Annotated in this window: 15 protein-coding genes and 3 pseudogenes; 6 read left to right on the forward strand and 12 right to left on the reverse strand. The window is 67.8% G+C overall.

Annotated features, from left to right (window positions below):
* Nucleotide 1: 1 nt before the first annotated feature.
* The 7 genes from BO226_RS18635 to BO226_RS28450 form a co-directional block, all read right to left on the reverse strand.
* Nucleotides 2–640: a UdgX family uracil-DNA binding protein gene (locus tag BO226_RS18635; protein ID WP_024102626.1), complete on the reverse strand. Its 639-nt coding sequence runs from the start codon at nucleotides 638–640 to the stop codon at nucleotides 2–4.
* Between the two features lie 19 nt (nucleotides 641–659).
* On the reverse strand, nucleotides 660–3842 hold the full coding sequence (locus BO226_RS18640; RefSeq protein WP_064256884.1) for an acetyl-CoA carboxylase family protein: 3183 nt from the start codon (nucleotides 3840–3842) through the stop codon (nucleotides 660–662).
* A gap of 72 nt (nucleotides 3843–3914) precedes the next feature.
* The gene (locus BO226_RS18645; RefSeq protein WP_064256885.1) at nucleotides 3915–4667 is read right to left on the reverse strand and encodes an ABC transporter permease; all 753 of its coding nucleotides are present in this window, start codon (nucleotides 4665–4667) and stop codon (nucleotides 3915–3917) included.
* A 37-nt stretch (nucleotides 4668–4704) separates the two neighbouring features.
* On the reverse strand, nucleotides 4705–5289 hold the full coding sequence (gene idi, locus BO226_RS18650; RefSeq protein ID WP_064256886.1) for an isopentenyl-diphosphate Delta-isomerase: 585 nt from the start codon (nucleotides 5287–5289) through the stop codon (nucleotides 4705–4707).
* Between the two features lie 52 nt (nucleotides 5290–5341).
* Nucleotides 5342–6310, reverse strand: a complete 969-nt coding sequence (locus BO226_RS18655) for a phytoene/squalene synthase family protein (RefSeq protein ID WP_064256887.1) — start codon at nucleotides 6308–6310, stop codon at nucleotides 5342–5344.
* Nucleotides 6303–7922, reverse strand: a complete 1620-nt coding sequence (crtI, locus tag BO226_RS18660) for a phytoene desaturase family protein (RefSeq protein WP_064256888.1) — start codon at nucleotides 7920–7922, stop codon at nucleotides 6303–6305. The genes BO226_RS18655 and crtI overlap by 8 nt, the downstream gene beginning before the upstream one ends.
* Nucleotides 7919–8050 carry a hypothetical protein gene (locus BO226_RS28450; protein ID WP_258912794.1) on the reverse strand — a complete coding sequence of 44 codons (132 nt, stop codon included), beginning with the start codon at nucleotides 8048–8050 and terminating at the stop codon, nucleotides 7919–7921. Before BO226_RS28450 ends, crtI begins: the two co-directional genes overlap by 4 nt.
* A 177-nt stretch (nucleotides 8051–8227) precedes the next feature.
* Here BO226_RS28450 and BO226_RS18665 point away from each other — a divergent pair, with 177 nt between their 5' ends.
* Entirely contained in the window at nucleotides 8228–9001 is a 774-nt protein-coding gene (locus BO226_RS18665; protein ID WP_019290393.1) for a DUF427 domain-containing protein, read from the forward strand.
* Nucleotides 8998–10419 (forward strand): DHA2 family efflux MFS transporter permease subunit, encoded by a 1422-nt coding sequence (locus BO226_RS18670; RefSeq protein WP_064256889.1) that lies wholly within the window; start codon nucleotides 8998–9000, stop codon nucleotides 10417–10419. Before BO226_RS18665 ends, BO226_RS18670 begins: the two co-directional genes overlap by 4 nt.
* A gap of 37 nt (nucleotides 10420–10456) precedes the next feature.
* On the opposite strand, the gene BO226_RS18675 is transcribed toward BO226_RS18670, so the two are convergent.
* The 3 genes and pseudogenes from BO226_RS18675 to BO226_RS18690 all read right to left on the reverse strand — a co-directional run.
* Nucleotides 10457–12937 carry a bifunctional lysylphosphatidylglycerol flippase/synthetase MprF gene (locus tag BO226_RS18675; RefSeq protein ID WP_442977408.1) on the reverse strand — a complete coding sequence of 827 codons (2481 nt, stop codon included), beginning with the start codon at nucleotides 12935–12937 and terminating at the stop codon, nucleotides 10457–10459.
* Between the two features lie 26 nt (nucleotides 12938–12963).
* Nucleotides 12964–14283, reverse strand: a complete 1320-nt coding sequence (locus BO226_RS18680) for an alpha/beta hydrolase (RefSeq protein ID WP_033097879.1) — start codon at nucleotides 14281–14283, stop codon at nucleotides 12964–12966.
* Between the two features lie 426 nt (nucleotides 14284–14709).
* Nucleotides 14710–15126 (reverse strand): annotated as a pseudogene (locus BO226_RS18690) (aldehyde dehydrogenase family protein); the annotation flags it as partial.
* Between the two features lie 131 nt (nucleotides 15127–15257).
* On the opposite strand from BO226_RS18690, the pseudogene BO226_RS18695 reads away from it, so the two are divergent.
* From BO226_RS18695 to BO226_RS18710, 4 genes and pseudogenes are all read left to right on the forward strand, one after another.
* Nucleotides 15258–16277, forward strand: a pseudogene (locus tag BO226_RS18695) (IS256 family transposase); the annotation flags it as partial.
* 113 nt (nucleotides 16278–16390) lie between these two features.
* Nucleotides 16391–17446 (forward strand): tyrosine-type recombinase/integrase, encoded by a 1056-nt coding sequence (locus BO226_RS18700; RefSeq protein ID WP_064257805.1) that lies wholly within the window; start codon nucleotides 16391–16393, stop codon nucleotides 17444–17446.
* On the forward strand, nucleotides 17443–19398 hold the full coding sequence (locus BO226_RS18705) for a tyrosine-type recombinase/integrase (RefSeq protein ID WP_064257806.1): 1956 nt from the start codon (nucleotides 17443–17445) through the stop codon (nucleotides 19396–19398). Before BO226_RS18700 ends, BO226_RS18705 begins: the two co-directional genes overlap by 4 nt.
* A 47-nt stretch (nucleotides 19399–19445) precedes the next feature.
* Nucleotides 19446–19685, forward strand: a pseudogene (locus BO226_RS18710) (transposase); the annotation flags it as partial.
* Nucleotides 19686–19710: 25 nt separating this feature from the next.
* Here the strand turns inward: BO226_RS18710 and BO226_RS27190 are convergent.
* Nucleotides 19711–20841, reverse strand: a complete 1131-nt coding sequence (locus BO226_RS27190; protein ID WP_156895269.1) for a hypothetical protein — start codon at nucleotides 20839–20841, stop codon at nucleotides 19711–19713.
* A gap of 381 nt (nucleotides 20842–21222) precedes the next feature.
* Nucleotides 21223–22236 carry a hypothetical protein gene (locus BO226_RS18715; protein ID WP_064256838.1) on the reverse strand — a complete coding sequence of 338 codons (1014 nt, stop codon included), beginning with the start codon at nucleotides 22234–22236 and terminating at the stop codon, nucleotides 21223–21225.
* Between the last annotated feature and the right edge of the window lie 3 nt (nucleotides 22237–22239).

Below are 22239 nucleotides of genomic sequence, written 5' to 3' on the forward strand. Positions count from 1 at the left end.
GTCACAACGTGGCCGCTCGTTCCAGGTCCTGCACGAACGAGCGGAACATGTCGTCGCGCTGCGATTTCGCCCGCAACACCGCCGACGGGTGCACGGTGACGACCACCGCCGGATCGCACGACCCGCACAGCTCCTCTGGCAGGTGCAGGACCTCCCCGCGGTGCTGCGTGAGCTTGAAGTCCTTACCGAGCAGCGACTGCGCGGCCGTGGCTCCGAGGCACACCACCACGTCGGGGCGGACGGCGTCGAGTTCGGCCTCGAGCCACGGCCGGCACGCCGCGACCTGCCCACCCGACGGTTTCTTGTGGATGCGTCTGCGGCCGTTGGCGGACCGGTCGAAGCGGAAATGCTTGACGGCGTTGGTCACGTACACCGTCCCGCGATCGATGCCCGCGCGTTCGAGGGCCTTGTCGAACAGGTGCCCCGCGGGCCCGACGAACGGTTCTCCCGCGAGGTCCTCCTCGTTGCCCGGTTGTTCGCCGACGAAGAGCATGCGTGCGTCGCGCACCCCTGCCCCGAAGACCGTCCGCTCGGCGGCCTTGTAGAGATCGCATCCCCGGCATCCCGCGGACGCGGCGGCGAGTTCGGCGAGGTCGCGGCTGTCGGGTACGTAATCCTGTGCGCCGGGATAGGTCACCATGGCTGTCGCATACCCGGCTTCACCGCGGTTGCACCAGTCGCTCGATCCAGGCGCGGCTGTCGGCGGGGTCGATGACGTCGTCGACTTCGAAGCTCGTCGCCGCTTGCAGGGCCTTGCCCTGCTGGTAGGCGAGGGCGACGAGCCGGCCGAACAACTCCTCGCGCTCGCGGGGTGTCTCCGCGGCGTCGAGTTCCTTGCGGAATCCGAGACGCACGGCCCCTTCGAGTCCCATTCCGCCGATCTCCCCCGTCGGCCACGCGACGGTGAATTCGGGTGCGTGGAAAGATCCGCCGGCCATCGCCATCGCGCCGAGGCCGTAGCCCTTGCGGAGGATGATCATGCCGAACGGGACCGTCAGGCGTGCGCCGGCGACGAAGAAGCGCCCGAAGCGGCGCACGGTGGCGTCCTTCTCCGATTCCGGTCCGACCATGAATCCCGGTGTGTCGCACAGACTCACCACGGGCAGCCGGTGCGATTCGCACAGTTCCAGGAAGTCCGTGGCCTTGTCGGCGGCCTCGGCATCGATCGCCCCACCGAGGTGGGCGCTGCTGTTGGCGAGCACGCCGTAGGAGGCGCCTTCGACGCGCATCAGAGCGGTGACGATGCCGACGCCGTAGTCCGGGCGCAGTTCGAGCACCGATCCGAGGTCGGCGATCGCGTCGATCGCCGACCGCACGTCGTAGGCGCGGAGACGGTTCTCCGGCACCACATGTCGCGCGAGACGCGGATCGGGTGCCTGCCGGTCCTCGTGCGGCGCGGTGAAGTACGCGAGATATCGCCGGGCGACGTCCACGGCGTGCGCCTCGTCGCGCGCCGCGACGTGCACGACGCCGTTGCGGCGTTGCACGTCGATCGGCCCGATGTCCTCGGGGCGGTGCACGCCGAGTCCTCCGCCCTCGATCATCGCGGGGCCGCCCATGCCGATGTTGGCGTCGGGGGTCGCGATGAGCACGTCGCACACCCCGGCGAGCGCGGCGTTGCCCGCGAAGCAGCGGCCGGAGACGACCGCGACGGTGGGCACGCGTCCGCGCAGCGACGCCATCGAGCGGAAGGTGGGCAGGTCGAGGCCCGCACCGGAACCGGCGTCGACGTCCCCGGGTCGCCCGCCACCACCCTCGGCGAACAGCACGAGCGGCACCCGCCGCCGGGCGGCGAGTTCGAGCAGCCGATCGGTCTTGCGGTGGTTGTTGCGGCCCTGGGTACCTGCGAGGACGGTGTAGTCGTAGGACATCACGACCACCTCGGCCCCGCCGATCCGTGCGGTGCCGCCGACAAGTCCGTCCGCCGGGGTGTTCGCGATCAGGTCCTCCTCGCTGCGGCGGCCGCGCTGGGCGGCGAGGACGAGCGGTCCGTATTCGACGAAGCTACCGTCATCGACGAGGTCGGCGATGTTCTCGCGCGCCGTGCGCCGGCCCCGCCCGTGCCGCTTCGCCACGATCTCGGGCCGCGCCGCATCGGTGGTGACCTCGTGCCTGCGGCGGATCTCGTCGAGGTCGGCACGGTCGGCGTCGAGGTCGGCCGCGGCGATGTCGTCCGTCGCGGTGTCCGTGTCGAGCACGCGGACCACCGCGAGCACGGTGCCCGGCTCGACGGTGCGTCCCGGCTCGACGAGCACACGTTCGACCACGGCACTGCCCGGTGCCCGGATCTCGTGCTGCATCTTCATCGCATCGAGCACGGCGAGCGGCGCACCGGCCGGAACGGTGTCGCCCGCGCGAGCGATCTCCACGACCGTGCCGACCATCTCGGCGTGCACCGCCTGTTCGTCGGCGCGCAGATCCGTGTACTCCACCGGTGCGGTCGGGGCGGTGTCGACGAAATCCGCGAGCCGCTCCCCCAGCCACGTAGTGCGGACATTGCCGGACCGGAACTCCTTGTCGTCCAGTATCTTCTGCAGGAGGTCGCGGTTGGTGCCGACACCGTCGACGATGAACTCGCCGAGTGCCGTCGACGCCTTGCGCAGCACGGCCGCGCGATCGCCGGAACGCACGTACGCGACGACCTTGGCGAGCAGCGAGTCGTAACGTCCGGTCACCTCGAGGCCGGGCCGGCCGTGGGTGTCGACGCGGATGCCCGGTCCGGTGGGTGGCGTGAACGCGGTGAGCGTCCCGGCTGTGGGCAGGGCGATCCCGTCGGCGCGCGGCGTCTCGGCGTTGACGCGCACCTGCACCGCGATGCCCTGCGCCGCCGCAGGACGTCCGCCGATCTTCTTGCCGTCGAAAGTGATTCCTTTCGGGAGACCGAGTTCGTCGAATCCCGTCCCGCGAGCGACCGCGAGCTGGGTCGCCACGAGGTCGACGCCGGTCACCTCCTCGGTGACGGTGTGCTCCACCTGGATCCGGGGGTTGACCTCGAGAAACACGAAACCGTCGTCGTGGACGAGGAATTCGACGGTGGACAGCCCGTGGCACCCGACCTGCCCGATCAGCCGGACCGCCGCGCCGTGCAGCGCCTCCCGCAGGGCGTCGGACAGGTCGGGCGCGGGTGCGATCTCCACGAGCTTCTGGTGCCGGCGCTGCACGCTGCAGTCGCGATCGCCCAACGCCACCGCGCGGGTACCCGACCCCGACTCGGCGGCCACGACCTGCACCTCGACGTGGCGGGCACGCTCGACGAGCACCTCGGCGTACAGCCGGTCGTCGTCGAAGGCGGCGTGTGCTTCGGCGGCGGCGAGCCGGAGCGCCTCGTCGAGATCGGCGGCATCGCGGACCACGCGCATGCCGCGACCGCCACCACCCGACAGTGCCTTGACGACGATCCCGCCCGGACGGTCGCGCAGGAAGGCCCGCACGGACTCCGGATCCGTCGTCTCGACGGCAGCGGTCACCGGGATGCCGAGTTCCTCCGCCACCGAGCGGGCGGCCCGCTTGTCGCCGAGGACGCGCAGTGCTTCCGGGGACGGCCCGACGAAGGTGAGCCCGGCGTCCGCGCAGGCCTGCGCGAAGGCGGCGTTCTCGCTGAGGAATCCGTAACCGGGATGCACGAGCGTGCATCCGGTCGTCCGGGCGACCCCGACGATCGCCCCGGGGTCGAGATAGGCCGAGGGACCTGTCCCCGGCAGGGCCTCGGCTCGCGTGGCGGCGCGGACGTGCGGAGCGTCGGCGTCGTCCGCGGCGTGGACGGCGACGGTGTCGAGTCCGAGGTCCCCGGCCGTGCGGACGACACGCAACGCGATCTCACCCCGGTTGGCTACGAGCAACATCGACGATCCTTCCCTCGGCAGCGGTTGTATCAACTCCTACTCCGGTCGGCACCCGCACCGCAGACCGCCGTCTCACGCAACGACCACGGGACGGTGGCGCAGGGCGCGACCGAGACCGAGCGCCATCAGCACGGACGTGATCGACGCCGTCGCCATGATCGCGGCGAGCACGACCACCTGGAACCGTCCGGCCTCCACCGGCGACAACCCGCCGAAGATCGCGCCGACGAACGCCCCGGGCAGCGTCACCAGACCGGTCGTCTTCGTCTGGTCGGTCGACGGGATCATCGCCGCGTGCACGGCGAAGCGTGCGGGTGAGAGTGTCGCCTGCCGCATCGTCGCGCCGAGTGCGAGCCAGCCCTCCACCTCGGGCCAATGGCCGTCGACGGTTTCGTGGAAGCGGCGACCGGCGAGGGCCGCGACCGTCATGGTGTTGCCGATGATGATGCCGCCGAGCGCGAGCGCGTAGCGCGGGGTGGCCTCCACCGCGCCGGTCGCGAAGACGATGCCCGCCGCGACGACTACGCCGGTCGACATCGCGACGGCCGTCGCCCCGCGCACGACGGCCTCGTTCCCGATCCGCCGGCAGGCCGTCCACCACGCGACGGTGAACATCACGACGAGCACCACCGCGACCCACCGGGCGTCGGTGATGACGCCGGAGAGCACGACGCTGATGAGCGCGAGTTGCACCGCGCCGCGGGCGATGGCACCGACGGGCGCGAATCGGTGCGGGACCCGGAACGCCCACAGCACCGCCGACGAGATCACGGCGAGGGCGAGGATGCCGATGATCGTGGGGATCAGGACGGTCGGGTCGATCACAGGGTCGACGTTAACGTCCCGGTCGCCGGGTGAGGCCCTATCGTCGCTCGGGCGCGGCGTGCGGCAGATCCGCGGTGGACGCCACGGGCCAGTGCAGCGGATCGGGGCCGAGCGTGCGGAGCTGCTCCACCTGCTCGCGGCACCACACCGACACCTCACGGCGTCCCTCGACGACGTCCTCGGAGAACTCCGTCCAGTCGGCCCATTCGGTGTCGTGCACCTCCGACGGTTCGGGGGTGGGCGCCGGCCCGTCGTAGAGCACGCGGAAGACCGGGCAGATCTCGTTCTCGACGATGCCGTTGTCCATCACCGCCCGGTAGCGGAAGGACGGCAGGACGACCTCGATGTCGTGCACGTCGAGCCCGAGTTCCTGACGCAGCCGGCGGCGCACGGCCTCGATGAGCGGCTCGTCGGGCGCCGGATGACCGCAGCAGCTGTTCGTCAGGACACCGGGGAAGGTCGACTTGTCCAGGGCCCGCCGGGTGAGCAGAACGTTGCCGTGGTGGTCGAAGACGTACGACGAGAAGGCGAGGTGCAGCGGGGTGTCGGTGGTGTGCACCGTGGCCTTCGGCTCGATCCCGACCGCGCGGCCTGCGTCGTCGAGCAGCACGACCTGTTCCATGTGATGTCCTGTTCTGTATTCGTGTCCGAATGCCGGCTCGGCCGGTCGGGCCTCACCGGCCGAGCGGCGCGGTGGGCATCCCCAGTCTCGACCGTGAACGCAGCGTGGTCCAACCGGCCGAGGCCAGCCGCGGTGCCGCCACCGACAACCGCCGGCGCCGCGACACGCGTGCGCGCTGGTGGAGTACCCGGTATCCGCTCTCCTCCACCACCCGCAGGATGTCGCCGTAGAGGACGAAGGCGGTCCGCATCGCGGGACGCACCTTCGGGTCGAGCAGGTCGATGCCCGGTTCGGCCACACGGTAGATCGAGCGGGTGTGCGCGATCAGGTGCGCGAGGGCGCGTTCGAACCGCACGTCGCGCTGTCCGGTCCGGCGGCAGTGCCACAGCAGGTCCTCGTCCACGTCGAAGGCGGCGAGGATGTCGGTGGGCAGGTAGATGCGGTCGCGGTCGAGGTCCTCACCCATGTCGCGGATGAAGTTGGTGAGCTGGAAGGCCTCACCGAGTGCGGCGGCGGGAGCCTCGGCCTGTTCGCGTTCGCCCTCGATCCCGAGGATGGGCAGCATCTGCAGCCCGATGACGGCGGCCGAGCCGTACATGTACTCCGACAGTTCGTCCATCGTGCGGTACCGCGACCGGAACAGTTCGGTGCCGGGGATGTCCATCCGCATCGACCGCAGGAAGGCGTAGTAGTACTCGTGCGGGATGTCGTACCGCTGCGTGGTGTCGACGAGGGCCCGCAGCACGAGACCGAATTCGTCGTAGGTCGGCGGTCTGCCCCCGAGCGCGTCGGACAGACGGCGTTCGAGCGCGTCGAGAACCGGTGCCGCGTCGACCGGTTTCACGTCGACGATGTCGTCGACCATCCGCGCGAAACCGTAGAGGGCGTGCACCCCGGCCCGTTTGGACGCCGGGAAGATGCGGGTCGCGAGGAAGTAGGTCTTGCCATGGCGCCGGTTGAGCTCACGGCACAGTTGATACGCCTCGTGCAGATCGGGATCGATCCCGTCGAGTTCACCCATGGGCAACCGCACCTGCTTCCATCGGAATCGACATCGTCGTGAGCCCGGCAGTCGCGCCACCGGAGATACGTTCTGCGGCAAGACGTCCGGAGATGATCACGGTCGGGACGCCGACACCCGGCGTGGTACCCGACCCGGCGAGGACGACATTGTCGACGCCGTGCACGAGGTTCGGGCGGCGGAAGGGCCCGGTCTGCCGGAACAGGTGCGCCGCCGAGAAGGGGCTGCCGTCGAGCATGCCCTTGTCGGCCCAGGTCCGCGGGGTGTCGATGTGGTCGACTCGCATCGAACTCGCGAGTCCCCGATAGCCGCGTTGCTCGAGGACCTGCTGGATCTCCCGCATGTACGGCCTGCCGAGTCGGCCCCAATCGAGGGGTGCGGCAGCGAGATTCGGGCACGGCGCCAGCACCGAGACCGGTTCGCACTCGATACCGCCGCGCACGACCCGCAGGGACGGATCGGTCACGGCAGGTCGCGTGATGAGCAGGGACGGATCGGCCATCAACCGGCCGCGGCCGCGCGGGGCGGTGATCCGCGCGAAGGTCTCCGCCCACTCCTCACCGAAATCGATGGTGTGGTGGGACTCCGGCCAGGCCTGTGTCACCTCGGTGGGTACCGTGCCGTGGAAGACGACGGCCGAGGGCGACGCGACGGTGGCGCTGCGGGCGCGGCGGCGCGGCGGGACCCCGGCGCGCAGCAGCAGGTCGTCGACCACGGGCAGGTCCACGGTGAGGACGACGGCGTCGGCGGCGAACTCCCGGCCGTCCGCGGAACGCACGCTCTTCGCGCGGCCGCCGTCGACGCGGAGTTCCGACACCTCGACCCCGGTGTGCACGGTGCCGCCGTTGCGGACGAGCGCATCGACCATCGCGGCGGCGATGGTGGACATGCCGCCCTTCGGAAAGTAGACGCCGAGCGAGGTGTCCATGTGGGCGATGGCGCCGTAGACCGCCAGGGCCGTCGACGGTGCGGTGCCCGCGTACAGGGCCTGGAAGGTGAAGATTCGCCGGAGCCGGTCGTCCCGGATGAACGACCCGACGCGCGATCCGAGCCGGCCGAAGCCGCCGAGCCGGACGAGGTTGGCGGTGTCGCGCAGCGCCGCGGGTGTCGACACGAGGTCGAGCGGCGAATCGAAGTTGGAGTCGATGTAGCGGTCGAACTCGGCGTCGAAGATCGACGCGAGCCAGCGGCGCAGCCGCCGATATCCGCCGGCCTCCTCGGAACCGCACACGCGCGCGATCTCGGCGGTCATCTCGTCCGGATCGGAGTACACGTTCAGGGCGGTGCCGTCGGCGAAGCGCGCGTGGTAGCCGGGTGCGAGCGGGGTGAGGTCGAGCGCCGGGATGGTCGAGTCGAAGGATTCCCCGACGGCCGCGAGCGCGTCGGCGATGAGGTTCGGCATCGTCAGCACACTGGCGCCGTTGTCGATGTCGTAGAGATGCCGCCCGTCCTCGAACACCGGGTACGTTCCCACGCGACCACCGACCGTGTTCTCGCGTTCGAGGACGGTGACGCGCTTGCCGGCACCGGTGAGGTGGAGCGCCGCGGACAGTCCCGCGAGGCCCGCACCCACCACGACGACGGACTCGACGGAGCCGCCGACCGACCTCACGCCTTGCCTACCTGCGCGCGCGGGGTCGTCTGCTCGGTGCGCGTGCGCGCTTCCATGAACAGCTGGAGGAAACCCACGGACGGGTGCGGGTGCCGATTCTCGTTCTGCCGGGCTTCGTAGTTGGGCATGATCGGTCTTCCTCTGGTCGTCGCCTGAGCGGCGTGGGCGTGCGTAGTGGTTCGTGTCGGTCGGTTCGGGTGACGGCCCTCACGCCGTCTCTCCCCGTATTCGGAGCCCGTCGTCGAGCGGATGGGTCGGGTCTGCGGATTCGTCCCGGCCCTGGACGGGCGCGATACGGTCGAGGTATGGCTGCCCGCAAGACCGCTGTGCTCCGACGGCCGTCGGAGACCGACGACTACCTCTACGAACCCGTCGATCGCAGGATCAGAGGTGAGTGGTTCGGCCGGACGGTGGTCGACAGCACCCGGGCCGTGCTGGTGTGGGCACCCGGCAAGCCCGTTCCGTTCTATGCCTTCCCCCGCGAGGACGTCCGGCTCGACCTGATCGCGGCCTCCCTGTCACCGAGCCGCTCCCGACAGGACGTCTGGCAGTGGTACGACATCGTCGTCCGCGACCATCGGGCCTATTCACCGGTCTGCCAGCTCGACGTCGACGGTCTCGACGACCGTCTCGTCTTCCAGTGGTTCCGGTGGGGCGAGACCGGGCCGGGCGACGACGTCGACGAGGGCGAACGGTGGTTCGAGGAGGAGACCGAAGTGTTCACCCATCCACGCGATCCCTATCACCGCGTCGACGCCCTGCGCAGCTCCCGGCACGTGCGGGTGACCATCGGCGACGTCGTGGTCGCCGAGACCCGCAACCCCGTACTCGTGTTCGAGACCGGCCTCCCGACCCGCTACTACCTCCCTCCCGAGGACGTCGACTTCTCGGTGCTCGAGGAATCCGAGTGGCGGACGAGCTGCCCCTACAAGGGCGTCGCCCGGTACTGGTCGTTCTCCGGCACACCGCCTGCCGAGAATGTCGCATGGTCGTATCCCGAGCCGTTCCCCGGCATGGAGCCCATCGAGGGATACGTGTGCTTCTACGACGACGCCGCGGAGATCACGGTCGAGGAGTGAGTGCGTCGGCTGCGGGACGCAGCGCTGCCCCGATCCCCGAGCCGCGGGCCTGGCGCGCACTGGCGGCCCTGTGCGTGGGTCTGTTCATCACCCTGCTCGACCAATCGCTCGTCGCGGTGTCGCTGCCGCGTATCCGCGAGGATCTGGACGCGAGCATCAACCAGGTGGTGTGGGTGTCGGCGGCCTATCTGCTGACCTTCGCGGTGCCGCTGCTGGTCACCGGTCGTCTCGGCGACCGTTTCGGTCAGCGCAACGTCTACCTGGTGGGCATGGCGATCTTCACGGCCGCGGCCTTCGCGTGCTCGATGGCTCCGACGATCGAGTGGCTGATCGCGCTGCGTGCGGTGCAGGGGCTCGGCGGGTCGCTGATCAACCCGCAACCGCTGAGCATCATTCACCGGATCTTCGCGCACGACCGGCGCGGTGCGGCCACCGGTGTGTGGAGCGCGGTGGCCAGCTCGGCGGGTCTGTTCGGGCCCGTCCTCGGTGGGGTGCTCGTCGGTACCGGTGGGTGGCGGTGGGTCTTCTTCGTCTACATCCCGCTGGGCCTGATCTCTCTGGTGATGGTCGCGCGGTACGTGCCGAAACTGCCGACCGGGGCGCGTCGCATCGACGTGCTGAGCGCCGTCGTCTCGCTGGTCGCGGTCACCGGCGTGATCTTCTCCCTGCAGCAGGGTCCCGATGTCGGCTGGACCGTGTGGGTGTGGGTCGTCCTCGGTATCGGGATCGTGGCGTTCGGGATGTTCGTGCGTCTGCAGCGGACCGCGGTGGCCCGCGGCACCGAGGCGCTGGCCCCGCTCGGGTTGTTCACCCGCCGCAACTTCACCCTCGGGGTGACCGCCGTGGCGACGCTGGGTTTCACGGTCTACGCCGTGAACCTGCCGATCATGCTCTACCTGCAGGTGGGTCAGGGACTGTCCGCGCAGGTCGCAGGTCTGATGCTGGTACCGATGGGCGTGATCTCGGTGATCATGGCGCCCTTGATCGGGCGGGTCACCGATCGGGTCGCGCCGGGCCGGATCTCCCGGATCGGTTTCTCCGCGATGATCGCGGCGATGCTGTCGTTCGGTGTGGCGATGCATCTCGAGGCCACCGTCGGCTGGCTCCTGATCCCGATCGTGCTGCTCGGTTTCGCGAACTCGTTGTGCTGGGCCCCGAACTCGACGATCGCGTTGCGCGACCTGCCCGGTGACCTCGTAGGCGCCGGATCGGGTGTGTACAACACCGCCCGGCAGGTCGGTGCGGTACTCGGTGCGGCCGCCCTCGGTGCGGTGATGCAGATGGGTGAGGGGACGCTCGGGTTCGGTGCCGCGATGGGCAATGCGGTGTTGCTCCCGGTGGTCTTCCTCCTGGTGGGACTGGTGGCGGTCTCCCGTTTCCGAGAGAGTTCCACCGTCACCAGCGCAACGGGTGCGTGAGCAACCGTCATCGGCGCAACGGGTGCGTGAGCAACCGTCATCGGCGCAGCAGGTGCGTGACCAGGCGTCCGCCTTCCTCCAGGGACATGTGGGGAAGATAGGCACGACCGACCGCGATCCCGATGGTCGGCAGCGCCGCCGGGTCCGGGAACACCATGTACAGCGGGCGGTAACGGGGCTGGAACTTCGCCTTGAACGCCAGCAGCGAGCGGAATCCGTATACCGGTTCGAGCGTGCGGCCGAGCAGATCGAGCAGGGCGTCGAGGGCTCCTCGGTCGAGTCCGGACCCACCGTCCATACTCGCGAGGGGCGCCCCCGACAAGCTCAGGAATTCGAGGCCCTCGTCGGCGGCGGACCGTGCCGCGGACGCGATGAGGAATTCCATGGCCGGCCGGAAGCCGTCCGAACGTCGCCGCATGAAGTCCAGCGTCAGCCCGACCACCTTCCCGTCCCGGTGGACCGGCATCCACGACGTGATCGCATGGACGTGGTCGTTCGCGTCGACCGCGAGCAGCAACCGGACTTCGGGATCGCGCAGTTCGGCGACTCCTCCGAGCGTGAACCCCATCTCGGGCAGTCCCTTGTCGGCCACCCATTCCTCGGAGATGTCGACGATCTGCTCGGTCACCGACAGGGGCGCGGCGGCGAAGGTCGTCCATCGCGCTTCGATCCCGTCCTTGGCAGCACGGTTGAGGGCGGTGCGGACGTCCTGGAACTTCTTGCCCTTGAAGGCGAGGTCCGCGAGATCGACGACGGTCTCCTCACCCACCTGCAAACAGGTCCAACCGTGGTCCCGGGCGATCGTCGCCGTCTCCTCGCCCACCGAGTACAGGCACGGTGTCCATCCGTTGCCGAGGCAGTACGCCGCGAACTCGTCGATCGTCTCGGTCATCGAGGCGCGCTCACCGATCGGATCCGTCGCCGTCAGGGCGACACCCGAGTGGACCCGATACGCCACGGCGTGCCTGCCGTCGGTGCCGAACCAGTACCGATTCCCCGCCCAGGTGGTCATCCACGACATCGATCCGCCGCCCGGGTCGTGCAGGAGTTCTCGCACCCGCTGCTCGTCGCCGAGGTCGACCCCGGCAGGGGGCACGAGGAAGCTGCGCCACAGGAGCACGCAGAAGGCGACCCAGACGATCACGCCGATCCACTCGAACAACAGGGTGGCGGCGGTGTCGAGGGGCATCACGGGAGGCTCGAAGAGCTGGAGGTAGACCGGTGGAAGGAGCCGGCGCGGCGCGTCGCGGAGCAAGGTGCCGATGCCGGGATCACGATCGAACCCGTCCGCCACCAGCGTGCCCACCACCACGTACGTCACGAGCGCGATGCCTGCGGCGGCTGCGGTTCCGGCCCATACCCGGCGATAGGTTCCCTGCGGTGCACGGACATCGAACAGGGTGCGGGTCAGCAGTAACAGGGCGAGCACGGAGACCAGCGCGAGGAGTGGCGCGAGTTCCATGGATACGGAGCTGTGCCGGTGGATTCCGTACAACAGGGAGCGGGTCTCGTCCTGTTCGGTCACGCGGACGATCGTGCTCGCGGCGGCCACGACGATCAGCACGATGTGTCCTCCGACCGAGAGGAACCATGCTGCCCGCCGCCCTCGACGCAGCCCTTCGGCACCGATCAGCAGCAGTACCGACGGCATGAGATTCGCGACGAGCGGACCTGCACCGGAGAGCCGAAGGGCCTGTTGCCCTTTCCGGCACTCGTCGTGCAGCGCGGGATCGGCACACACCTCGACGAGTTCTCGCGGGGTGTAGGGAACCTGCTCGAACAGCTCGCGTAGCGCGGCCAGCGGTCCGATCGAGTGTGGGGAGAGCGCCGCGAAGATCGGGCCGAGCACGCTCGCTGCGACCACGAGCGCGACGAGCGTGCGGCGCTCCCGGATGGTGCCGCCGAGCACAGGACGGCGCACACCGCGTCCGAACAGGAGCGGGCCGGCGAGCAACCCGGCCAGCGCGACGGTCACCCTGTTCACGTCCTGCAGGTGTCCGGCGAACAAGGCTGCGGTCACCAGGAAAACCAGCAGGAGTGTCCGGATGCGGCGACGCCACAGGGTGCCCATCGCGGTGGTGGAGGCGAGCAGGACGCCGAGCACCCACGCCAGCGGGTCCTCGGTGAGGTGGGTGTGCAGCTCCCTGCCCCACAGGTTCGGCACCAGGGAGGCGACCTGAGCAACGAGCAATGCGAGTGCCGCGCCCAGGCCCTGTGAGACGAGCGCGGCGAGCGTGAACCTGCGACTGCCGATGCGACGTTCGACCGGCACCGCGACGGCGAGGATCGCAATGCTTCCGAGCACATACTCACCGGGACCGGAGGCGAACAACCCTGAAGTCCACAGTGTCCACAGGTGGCCGTCGGTGATATTCGGGATCCCGAGCGACATCTCGGATGCCGTTGCGTGCGACGGCCCGTTCCTCACAGAACCGGTGACGACCGCCAGGAACCAGGTCAGCACGAGCAGTCCGCACGAGACGGGCGCCCGGAGCACCCCCGTCCCGGTGCGGGACATCAGCACCCCCGCCCCTGTGCGGCGCATCAGTTGCCGAGCCCGAGCCGTTGTGCGAGCCATGGCAACTCCTTCTCGAGCCCTGCGGACCACAGGGCGAAGCTGTGTGTGCCCGGCAGTTCGGTGAGGTGGACGTCCATCCCCGCGCTCCGAGCCAACGAAGCGAGTTGTTCCACCCCGGCACGGTATTCGGAATCGTCGAGTCCCACCACGAAAGCACCGGCGGAATCGGGATACCGATTGCGTGCGAGCAGGTCGGCAGGATTGTTGCGCGCGAATGCTTCCGCATCACCACCGAACACGTCCCGGATCGTCGACGCCCGGTCACCGATGGTCGGCTCGGCCTGTCCCGACATGTCCAGAAAGGTCGGGTAGACATCTGGCCGGGTGGTCGCGAGTTGCAGTGCGCACGTTCCGCCGTACGAGAGTCCGCCCACGGCCCGTGCCCGTGGGTCGTCGTCGACCTGCAGGTCGTCCCGTACCCACGCCGGAACGTCGACGGCCAGATAGGTCGCCACGTTGCCGAGATGCGAGTCGGCGCACAACGGGTTGTCGAACTGACCTCCGGTGCCGTCCGCGAGCACGACGACCGGCGCCAGGCCGTGATGCTGCGCGGCATAGGCGTCCATGGTGGACGGGAGATGTCCGCCCACGAGCCAGTCCTCCGGACTGCCGGGCTGTCCGGCGAGCAGTACCAGCACCGGCAGTTCCGGTCGTGGATCCGAGAAGTAGGCCGGCGGGAGGTAGACGCGGGCTTCCCGCGCCCGGAATCCGGAGACTGTTCCGGGAATTGTCACAGAGGTGACCGCACCGGTCGCAGGCAGATCGTCCGACGCCGACCAGTCCTCCACCGGCACGGTCTGCGATGCCCGGAGGGAGGGGTCGTCGAAGGGGACGGTCCGGTAGTCGCTGATTCCGAGAACAGTCCGAACGGTGGGATAGGCGTCGTAGACCGCGTCGATCCGGCCCGCGGCGGAGATCACGACGAGTACCGCAGACACCACGAGTGCCGTCGCGACGAGTGGTCGGGCCCGGTCGCGACGTCGCACGAACCATCGTCCGATCAGTAGGGAGACGGCGAGCAGTGCCGTTGCCGCCCACCCGTACACCGCCCACGGCAGACGATCCGGGAACGGTTTCCACACCTTCTCGATCAGGAGCGCGGCTACCACCGTCGAGCCGAGGGCGGCGGTTACTGCGAGGGGTACTCCGTGTGCGAACCACACCCGGTAGCGGCGGAGGAGCAACACGATCAGACCGATGACCGTGAGGATCGCGAACACCGCGGTCGCCGTGGGGGTGGTGAGCGGTATTCCCAGCACTCCGTTCACCATCCTGGTCGAGGACATGGCGATCAGTATGCGCGGCCTTACACCCACCTGTCCGACATCACCGTCGAGACCATCGCAGAACAAGCGGAGGTTTCTACACGCACGCGCTGATCGCCGCTACGGCGGCCGGTGCGGTGCTGTTCGTCGCGGTGGAACGACGCGTCGCCGAACCCGCGATCGGCTGGTGCTCCTGTCGACCCTCGGCGCGGACACCCCGATCTGGGTGCTGGGCTGCTGGTTCACGGTGCTCGGCATCGGATTCGGCACGTCCATGCAGCTTCTCGTGCTGATCGTGCAGAATTCCGGTTCTCGAGGCGTACAACGACGCGCTCGTGCCGATCTACCTGTACATTGTGCCGCTCATGGTGGTCGCCGGGGTCCTGCTGTGCCTCGTCGTCGAGAAACCCCTCGCGACCACCATCGTGCGGAAGAGCGATCCGGCTCCTAGCGACCCGGCAGCCACTGCATCGACTTGACGAAGGGGGCGAGCATCTTCGCCCACACCCGCCGCGGAAGTCCGCGCGGGCCGTCGAGATTGAGCAGGCGCGTCGTCGCGATCGTCTGCGCCTCGGTGTACTTGTACAGGCCCTCCGCGCCGTGGCGGCGTCCCATGCCGGAGATGCCCATACCGCCCATCGGTGCGTCGGTGCTGCCCCATGCCGGGGCGTATCCCTCGTCGACGTTCACCGTGCCGGCACGCACCCGCGCGGCGATGGCCTCGCCCTGCGCCTTCGTCGCGCCCCACACCGATGCGTTGAGCCCGTACTCGGTGTCGTTGGCCTCGCGGATCGCTTCTTCGACATTCTCCACCGGATAGATCGACACCACCGGGCCGAACGTCTCGTTCCGGTAGCACTCAGTAGTGCCCCATAGAGTGGTGTAACTCGGTGGCCGAGATCGTCTGCGATTCCGTGTTGTGCACGGGTGTAGAGCGGCCACCGTGTGATCCTTCGAGTCAACCTTCTACCGAATCCTCGAACGGAGTCATCACGATGACCGCACCTCATATTGTCGACCCTGCAGGCCTGCTTGGCCAAGCCCTCGCCGACGCGTCGCCGGATCTGATGCGCGAGCTACTGCAGACCATGATCAACGCATTGCTCTCCGCCGATGCCGACGCCGTGTGCGGCGCCGAGTGGAACGCCCGCTCGGAACAGCGCACCAACCACCGCAACGGCTACCGCCACCGGCCCCTGGATACCCGGGTCGGCACCGTCGACGTCGCCGTCCCGAAGCTGCGCTCGGGCAGCTACTTCCCCGAGTGGCTGCTCGAGCGCCGCAAGCGAGCCGAGTCCGCGCTGATCACCGTCGTAGCCGACTGCTATCTGGCCGGGGTGTCTACCCGCCGGATGGACAAGCTGGTCAAGACCCTGGGTATCGACTCGCTGTCCAAGTCGCAGGTCTCACGCATGGCCCAGGACCTGGACGAGCAGGTCGCCGCGTTCCGGCACCGCCGCCTGGACGAGGCCGGGCCGTTCACCTTCGTCACCGCCGATGCGTTGACGATCAAGGTCCGCGAGAACAAGCAGGTCGTCAAGGCTTCCGTGCTGCTGGCCACCGGCGTCAACGGCGACGGCCACCGCGAGGTGCTGGGCATACAGGTCGCCACCAGTGAGACCACGGCCTCGTGGAACACCTTCTTCGCCGACCTGGTTGCCCGCGGCCTGGGCGGGGTGCGGCTGGTGACCTCCGATGCCCACGCCGGGCTCATCGAGGCGATCGCGGCGAACCTGCCCGGCGCCGCGTGGCAACGCTGCCGCACCCACTACTCGGCGAACCTCATGGCCGTGTGCCCCAAGTCCATGTGGCCGGCCGTGAAGGCGATGCTGCACAGCGTCTACGACCAGCCCACCGCGGAGGCGGTCAACGCGCAATTCGACCGGCTGCTGGAGTACGCCGAGCACCGGCTGCCCGAGGTCGCCGACCACCTCGGCGACGCCCGCGAAGACCTGCTCGCCTTCACCGCATTTCCCGACGACGTGTGGCGACAGATCTGGTCCAACAACCCCAGCTCGGTTAACCGGCCCTCCCACGACACGATCACGGTTGCAGCGTGAGGTCCTGAGCCGACGACCGGTTGAGGCGCATGCTGGCGGTGTCGGCTCCGATCGAAAGGCGGCGGACAATGACCGTTCGGGTGCGCATCAGCAGCAACGGGCATGTGATCGACGGCCAATGGGAAGGATGCGCAGCAGCAAACGCGTTCCTGACGCATCTGGCCGGACGCGGATTCAGTTCGGCAACGGTGCGGGCATATGCGTTCGACGTGCTCAATCTGGCCCGATTCCTGCTCGATCGCGACCTCACGGTGGCTGCGGTGACGCCGGTGACGGTGTTCGAGTGGGTCGACTGGCAGAACGTGCACCGCAAACCCCGCCCAGGCATGGCGACACGAGGTGATCGGGGCACTGCGGCATCGACGATCAACCGACGAGTCGCGGCGATACGCGCATTGTTCGAATACCTGGTGATGACCGGGATACGCACCGAAAATCCGGTGCCCTCACCGCGGCGCGGACAGGGACTGCGACCACCAGCGCGAGGACTGCTCGGACACCTCGGGCCGGGCCGACCCCGAGCCGGAGGCAGGCTGGTACGCCAACCGCGGCTACTGCCCGAGTCCCTCGACGCCGACGCGATCGAGCAGTTTGCGGCGTCGCTGCGCACCCATCGGGATCGAGCGATGTTGTGGGCGATGCTGTTCGGCGGGCTGCGCAACGCCGAGGTGCGATCCCTGCGGTTGGCAGACGTCGATTTCGGCCAGCGACGACTCCGGGTGCTCGGCAAAGGCTGCAAGGAACGGGTGGTGCCGGTCGATGCGGTGTTCTTCACCGAACTGTCGGCCTATCTGCGCCTCGAACGGCCACCGGGGTTGGCGACCGAGGAGTGTTTCGTGGTGCTGCGCGGCCCCACCGCGGGGGCGCCGGTGACCGAGGCGGGACTGCGGTCGCTGTTCCGGCGGCACCGGGACCTCTCCGGTGCGACGAGGGTGCGTCCGCACCGATTGCGCCACACCTACGGCACCGAACTCGCTGCCGCCGGAATCGATCTGATGGTGCTGCGAGAATTGATGGGGCATGTGTCTCCGGACACCACTGCCGAATATGTGCATTTGTCGGTCGAGCAGCTCGCCGCCGAATACGGCGCGGCCCGCGCCAGTCTCGCCGGAACACGACAATGAGCACCGCGGTGGTTGCGACGGTCGTCCTGCCGGCCGGACCGGGTGCGGTGCTCACCGACTACCTCGAGCACGTCGCCAGCCTCGGGCTCAGCGACAGGTCGGTGCGCGCTCGCACCCTCATCGCGACCACCTTCCTCACCACGCATCCGGACTTGCGGGACTGGATGACCCGACCCGCTGCCGACCGGCTGGCCGAACTACGCCGCACCGGGGCCTGGCCACTGCTGTGTCACCTCATCGGACGCGGCAACCTGCGGCTCGACCTCGAACTCGCGGCCGTCAAGAACCTCACCGGACTCGGCCGGGCCGTCGAGGACCGCGACCCGGACGGGTTCGCCGCGGTCCGGGCCGCCGGCCTGGTTTTGGGGTGGACACCGCAATGGGTCGAGACCGTCCTCGGCGAGTGCCTGGCGGTGCTGCTCGCCTGGCACGGCGGTTCCGTCAGCGGTGTGAGCGCCGAGACCGTCGGCGAGTTCGACGCCGCATTGGCTGCCACACAGTCAATCCCGGATACATCGAAACGCGCCTACCGCAACCGTATCGCGGGACTGCGACAAATGCTGTTTCAGGCCCGCATCGTCGACACCCCACCACGGCGCCGACCGTGGGCCCGCACCTACGCCCAACGCTTCGCCGACGCCCCGATGGCCGATCCGATCCGCGAGGCCCTGTTGCGTTACGTCACCGTCCGGGCATCGGTGCTCCGCCCGAAATCGGCCGAATCGCTGATCAACGACCTGCTGCCGTTCGCGGACTACCTCACCACCAACCATCCCGAGGTCACCTCCCTCGAGGATCTCGACCGCAGTCACATCGAGGGCTTCCTCGTCTGGAATCGCACCCGCACCTGGCGTGGGCAACGCGCCGCTGCCGGGGCCGGGCGCATCATCTCCAAGGCCGTGATCCAATCGACGGTACTGAGCGTGCGCAACCTGCTCGAGGACATCACCGAATGGGGCTGGGAGCAGGCCCCACCGCGCCGTCTGGTCTTCGCCGCCGACGTCCCGAAACTCGACCAACCGCTTCCGCGGGCATTGCCGCCCGACATCGATGCTGCGGTGATGAATGCGGTTTCCCAGCTGGATGATTCGTTCGCTCGTATCGGGTTGACGGTGCTGCGCGGAGCCGGTCTGCGGGTCGGGGAGCTACTGGATCTCGAGCTCGGCAGCGTCATCGATTACGGCCCGGCCGGGACCTGGCTCAAGGTTCCGTTGGGCAAGCTCGCCACCGAACGCATGGTCCCGCTCTCGGCGACCACTATCGCCGCGTTGGACGAGTGGACCGGCGGGCGTGGTATCTGTCGGCCATTGCCGCATCCCCGCACCGGAGAGTTGACCGATTTCCTGTTCGTCGCACACGGCCGCCGTCTCAGCCAGACCCGGCTGCGCAACGGTCTGCTCGCTGCCGTCGAGGCTTGCGGACTGCGTGGGGCCGGGGGTGCGCCGTTGGTGGTGACCCCGCATCAGCTGCGGCATACTTGGGCCACCGAACTCGCCAACGCCGGGATGAGCCTGCAGGCGTTGATGGCGTTGCTCGGGCATGTCACTCCGCAGATGACTTTGCGTTACGCCACTTTGGCTTCACCGACGTTGCGGGATGCCTATGACCAGGCGATGGGCAAGATGCGGCGGCGGTTCACGCTCACTCCGGTCGGCAAACCGATCGTCCCCGACGCGGTGAGTTGGCTCGGCAGTGAGATGCTCAAAACGCGTGTTGCCCACGGTTACTGTTCCCGTCACGAGAGCGCGGGTGCGTGTCCCTATGCCAACATCTGCGAGACCTGCGACAACTTCGTCACCGGACCTGAGTTCCGCGGCGCGCTCGAGGCGCAACGCACCGACATCCAGGCTCTCGAGGTCGATGCTCGTGACCGTGGATGGCCCGATGAAGCTGCCCGGCATCATCGTGTCGCTGAGGCGTTGACCGACCACTTGCAGCGTCTCGATCGCTGATTCGATGTGAGATCAGGGTTGATCTCATCCCTGAGGGCCGGATAACCGAGCGGCTCAACCGCGAGATCCGCCGCCGCACCGACGTCGTGGGCATCTTCCCCAACCGGGATGCCATCGTCCGCCTCATCGGCGCCGTCCTGGCCGAGCAGACCGACGAATGGGCCGAAGGCCGCCGATACCTCGGCCTAGAAGTGCTCAGCCGCTGCCGGCTCACCCTGACCACCAACACCGACACCAGCCAGGCGACGGAGGTGAGCACCGATGAACTGATGCAACTACCCGCCTGACCACCAACGAAGGATCAAAAACGAGTTACACCACTACCAGGGGCTTGACCTTAAGGAGCACCCGAACGGAGTTGGTTACCGTCTCGCGAGCTATGTGTGAGGCAACTTCGTCGAATCCGTCCAGTACAATCAACCATGGCCAGCCGTTCAACCATTCGAAAAGATCTGCAGCGGTGGTAGTTTTGTAGGAATTCTTAGATACTTCATTCGCTACCCACCTGAGAAGATTGACGTCGCTGTCCTTTCCTGCGACGTCTCGTGCAAATTTTGCTAGATCAATACGCAAAGGCCACCTCCGGTTGCTCGGTGTCGGCAACCCAATGCTTTGAAGATGGTTGTTTGTCTCAGCAAGGCCGGGGACCCTTGCCTTGTTGGACAGTTCCGATCGATCGTCAACGAAAGCGGAACGGTACGCCGTTACGATTAGTTGGCTGAGAGTTGTTTTCCCTTGTCCAGGGCCCCCGACGATTACCATGTGCGGCGGATGGTGTAGATCTTTCTCGAGAATGCTCGGTCGCAATACCCTATTTCCCCGATCAATTATCGTCGCCGCAGCACCGCTGTACATTGGATTTTCCGACGTGCCACTATCGTGGGCCTGCAGCTGGCTGCGACTTGCTGGTACAACCACCGGGAGGTCGATGGCGACCTGGTTGATTCGCAGCCGAGTTTGCTGAGGGTCTCCAGACTCGCTTAGTTGAATGAATTGGTCGGATAGAATGCTGTTTTCAGCGTGCTTGATCAGCTCGGTTCCTACGTCTACGGAATTTCCTTCGAGGATGATCCTTAGGTTTTCAAGGATGTCGCCGGGGGTTATAAAACCGGCGAAGGCGCGCCGAACGTCCTTCTGCCCATCTAGAAGCCGACAGAGTTTGTCGAAGTGCCAGCACTCAGCCCCCGTCATTCCAGCATCGGAAATTTCCTTCCTTAGCTGGGTTCGGACGGTGTCGATGCCGCCACCTTTGCCCGGTCCGAGGGTAGCGTTCGTGATGAATAGTATGTTGTCAGGAAGGCCAATCGCTCGCCTGCGAGCAGACTCGGGGTTCTTCCAGATGGCCATCTCTTTCGTGATCTCGTTTTTGAACCACGCGGTGTCCTTGACGGTGCCATGAGGTTCTTGCAGGAATTTTGCCTGAATGACAGTCCCCCCATCCAATCAAGGGAACTGTCGTGGCCACTCCAGATGATACGACCGACGTACATCGCCTCGCGCCCGTTGTCGGAGCCATCCCCGAAGATCTCGACGGAAACGCCGAACTCCTTTATGCAAAGAGCTTGCGCCAGGTGTTCGAATTCACGAGTGTTCAATTTGTGCAAGTCGTAGTCGGCCACAGGTGAATCATGCTCTATGTGAGAAACGACGGCGGAACTACCTCCGGAGTGGGGGATCACGGCCCTGCAGGCGGGGTACACGAGACACTTGAGCGGGAGTGGTTGTGCTGCCAAATTCTATGGGCCATAGAGCAGGTCGAGGCGGCGCATGGCGTGGTGTCCAACCTGAGGCGGTGTCGGGTACGGAGTTCGGCCGCTGTACCGTTTACAGCCCCTCCAACACACTCACCAGGTCCTCAAGGAGCGCGTCGGCGCGGACTTCGATCTCGTCGAAGATATCGGCGAGGTCTTCGAGAGCCTCGTGGTCGCGGCGACGCGCAGCGAGGCCGCGCTCGTAGTAAGTCGAGTCCAGGTGAACCTTTGGCTCGTCCCGTGTATCGAGGTTTTCCTGCGGTGGCGTCGACAAGACCTTGCGGACGGGTGCCCGACCCAACAGGTGCGCCCGCACCAGCGTCGATACCGACTGTGGGGTCATTGGTTGCCCGTGCGGGAGGTGTCCCCAGCGGTCGATCGGACACAGCAACGGTTCCCTGGCCTGCTCCGCATCGAGCGGATCCGCGAAGACCTCGATCGGGTCGGTGAGGTGATGGCGCAGGAGATGGGTGCCGGGATACTGGTCGAGAAACGCCTGAATCTCTGCCCACCGCCGGTAGATCCCAACCACGGGATTGTCCCCGGCCTCGGGATCCGGTGCGAGCAGGAAGCGTTCACCAGCGCGGGTCGTGACCACCAGGGTATTCCCGTCGAGGCGGATGTCGCGGCGGCGCAGGCGGGTGGTGTCGGTGAAGGTCATCCCGGTAGCGGCGAGAACCAGCAGGAGGGCGTCGCGACGGCCGAACAGTCCGCTCGGCCAGCCCTCGGTGGGTAGCTCACGCGCTCGCTGCATCAGAAGGCATCCGAGCCGATCGAGGCGTTGAGCACGAGCGGTGTCGAGGTGCCGGCGCACCGTCTCGGTGCGCCCCGGGGCGGGATAGCCGTGCCGGGTGTGGACGGCATTGATCGCCGAGAGTCGGCGTCGCTGGGTCGCCGCCACGGCGGGGTGTTCGTGCAGGAACAGCGCGAGCGTGTCAGGACTGGCCGGAATCGGCGACCGGTCGGCGGCAGCGCACCAGTCCGTAAACAGGGCCCAGTCGTGGCGGTACCGCGCCGGGACCCGCAGCCCACGCTCCGTGTCGTGGATGTCGTCGGGTCGCCGCGGGGAGGTGCCGGTGCTGGTCATCGC

Source organism: Rhodococcus sp. 2G, from assembly GCF_001886355.1.
GTDB classification, from domain to species: Bacteria; Actinomycetota; Actinomycetes; order Mycobacteriales; family Mycobacteriaceae; genus Rhodococcus; species Rhodococcus pyridinivorans.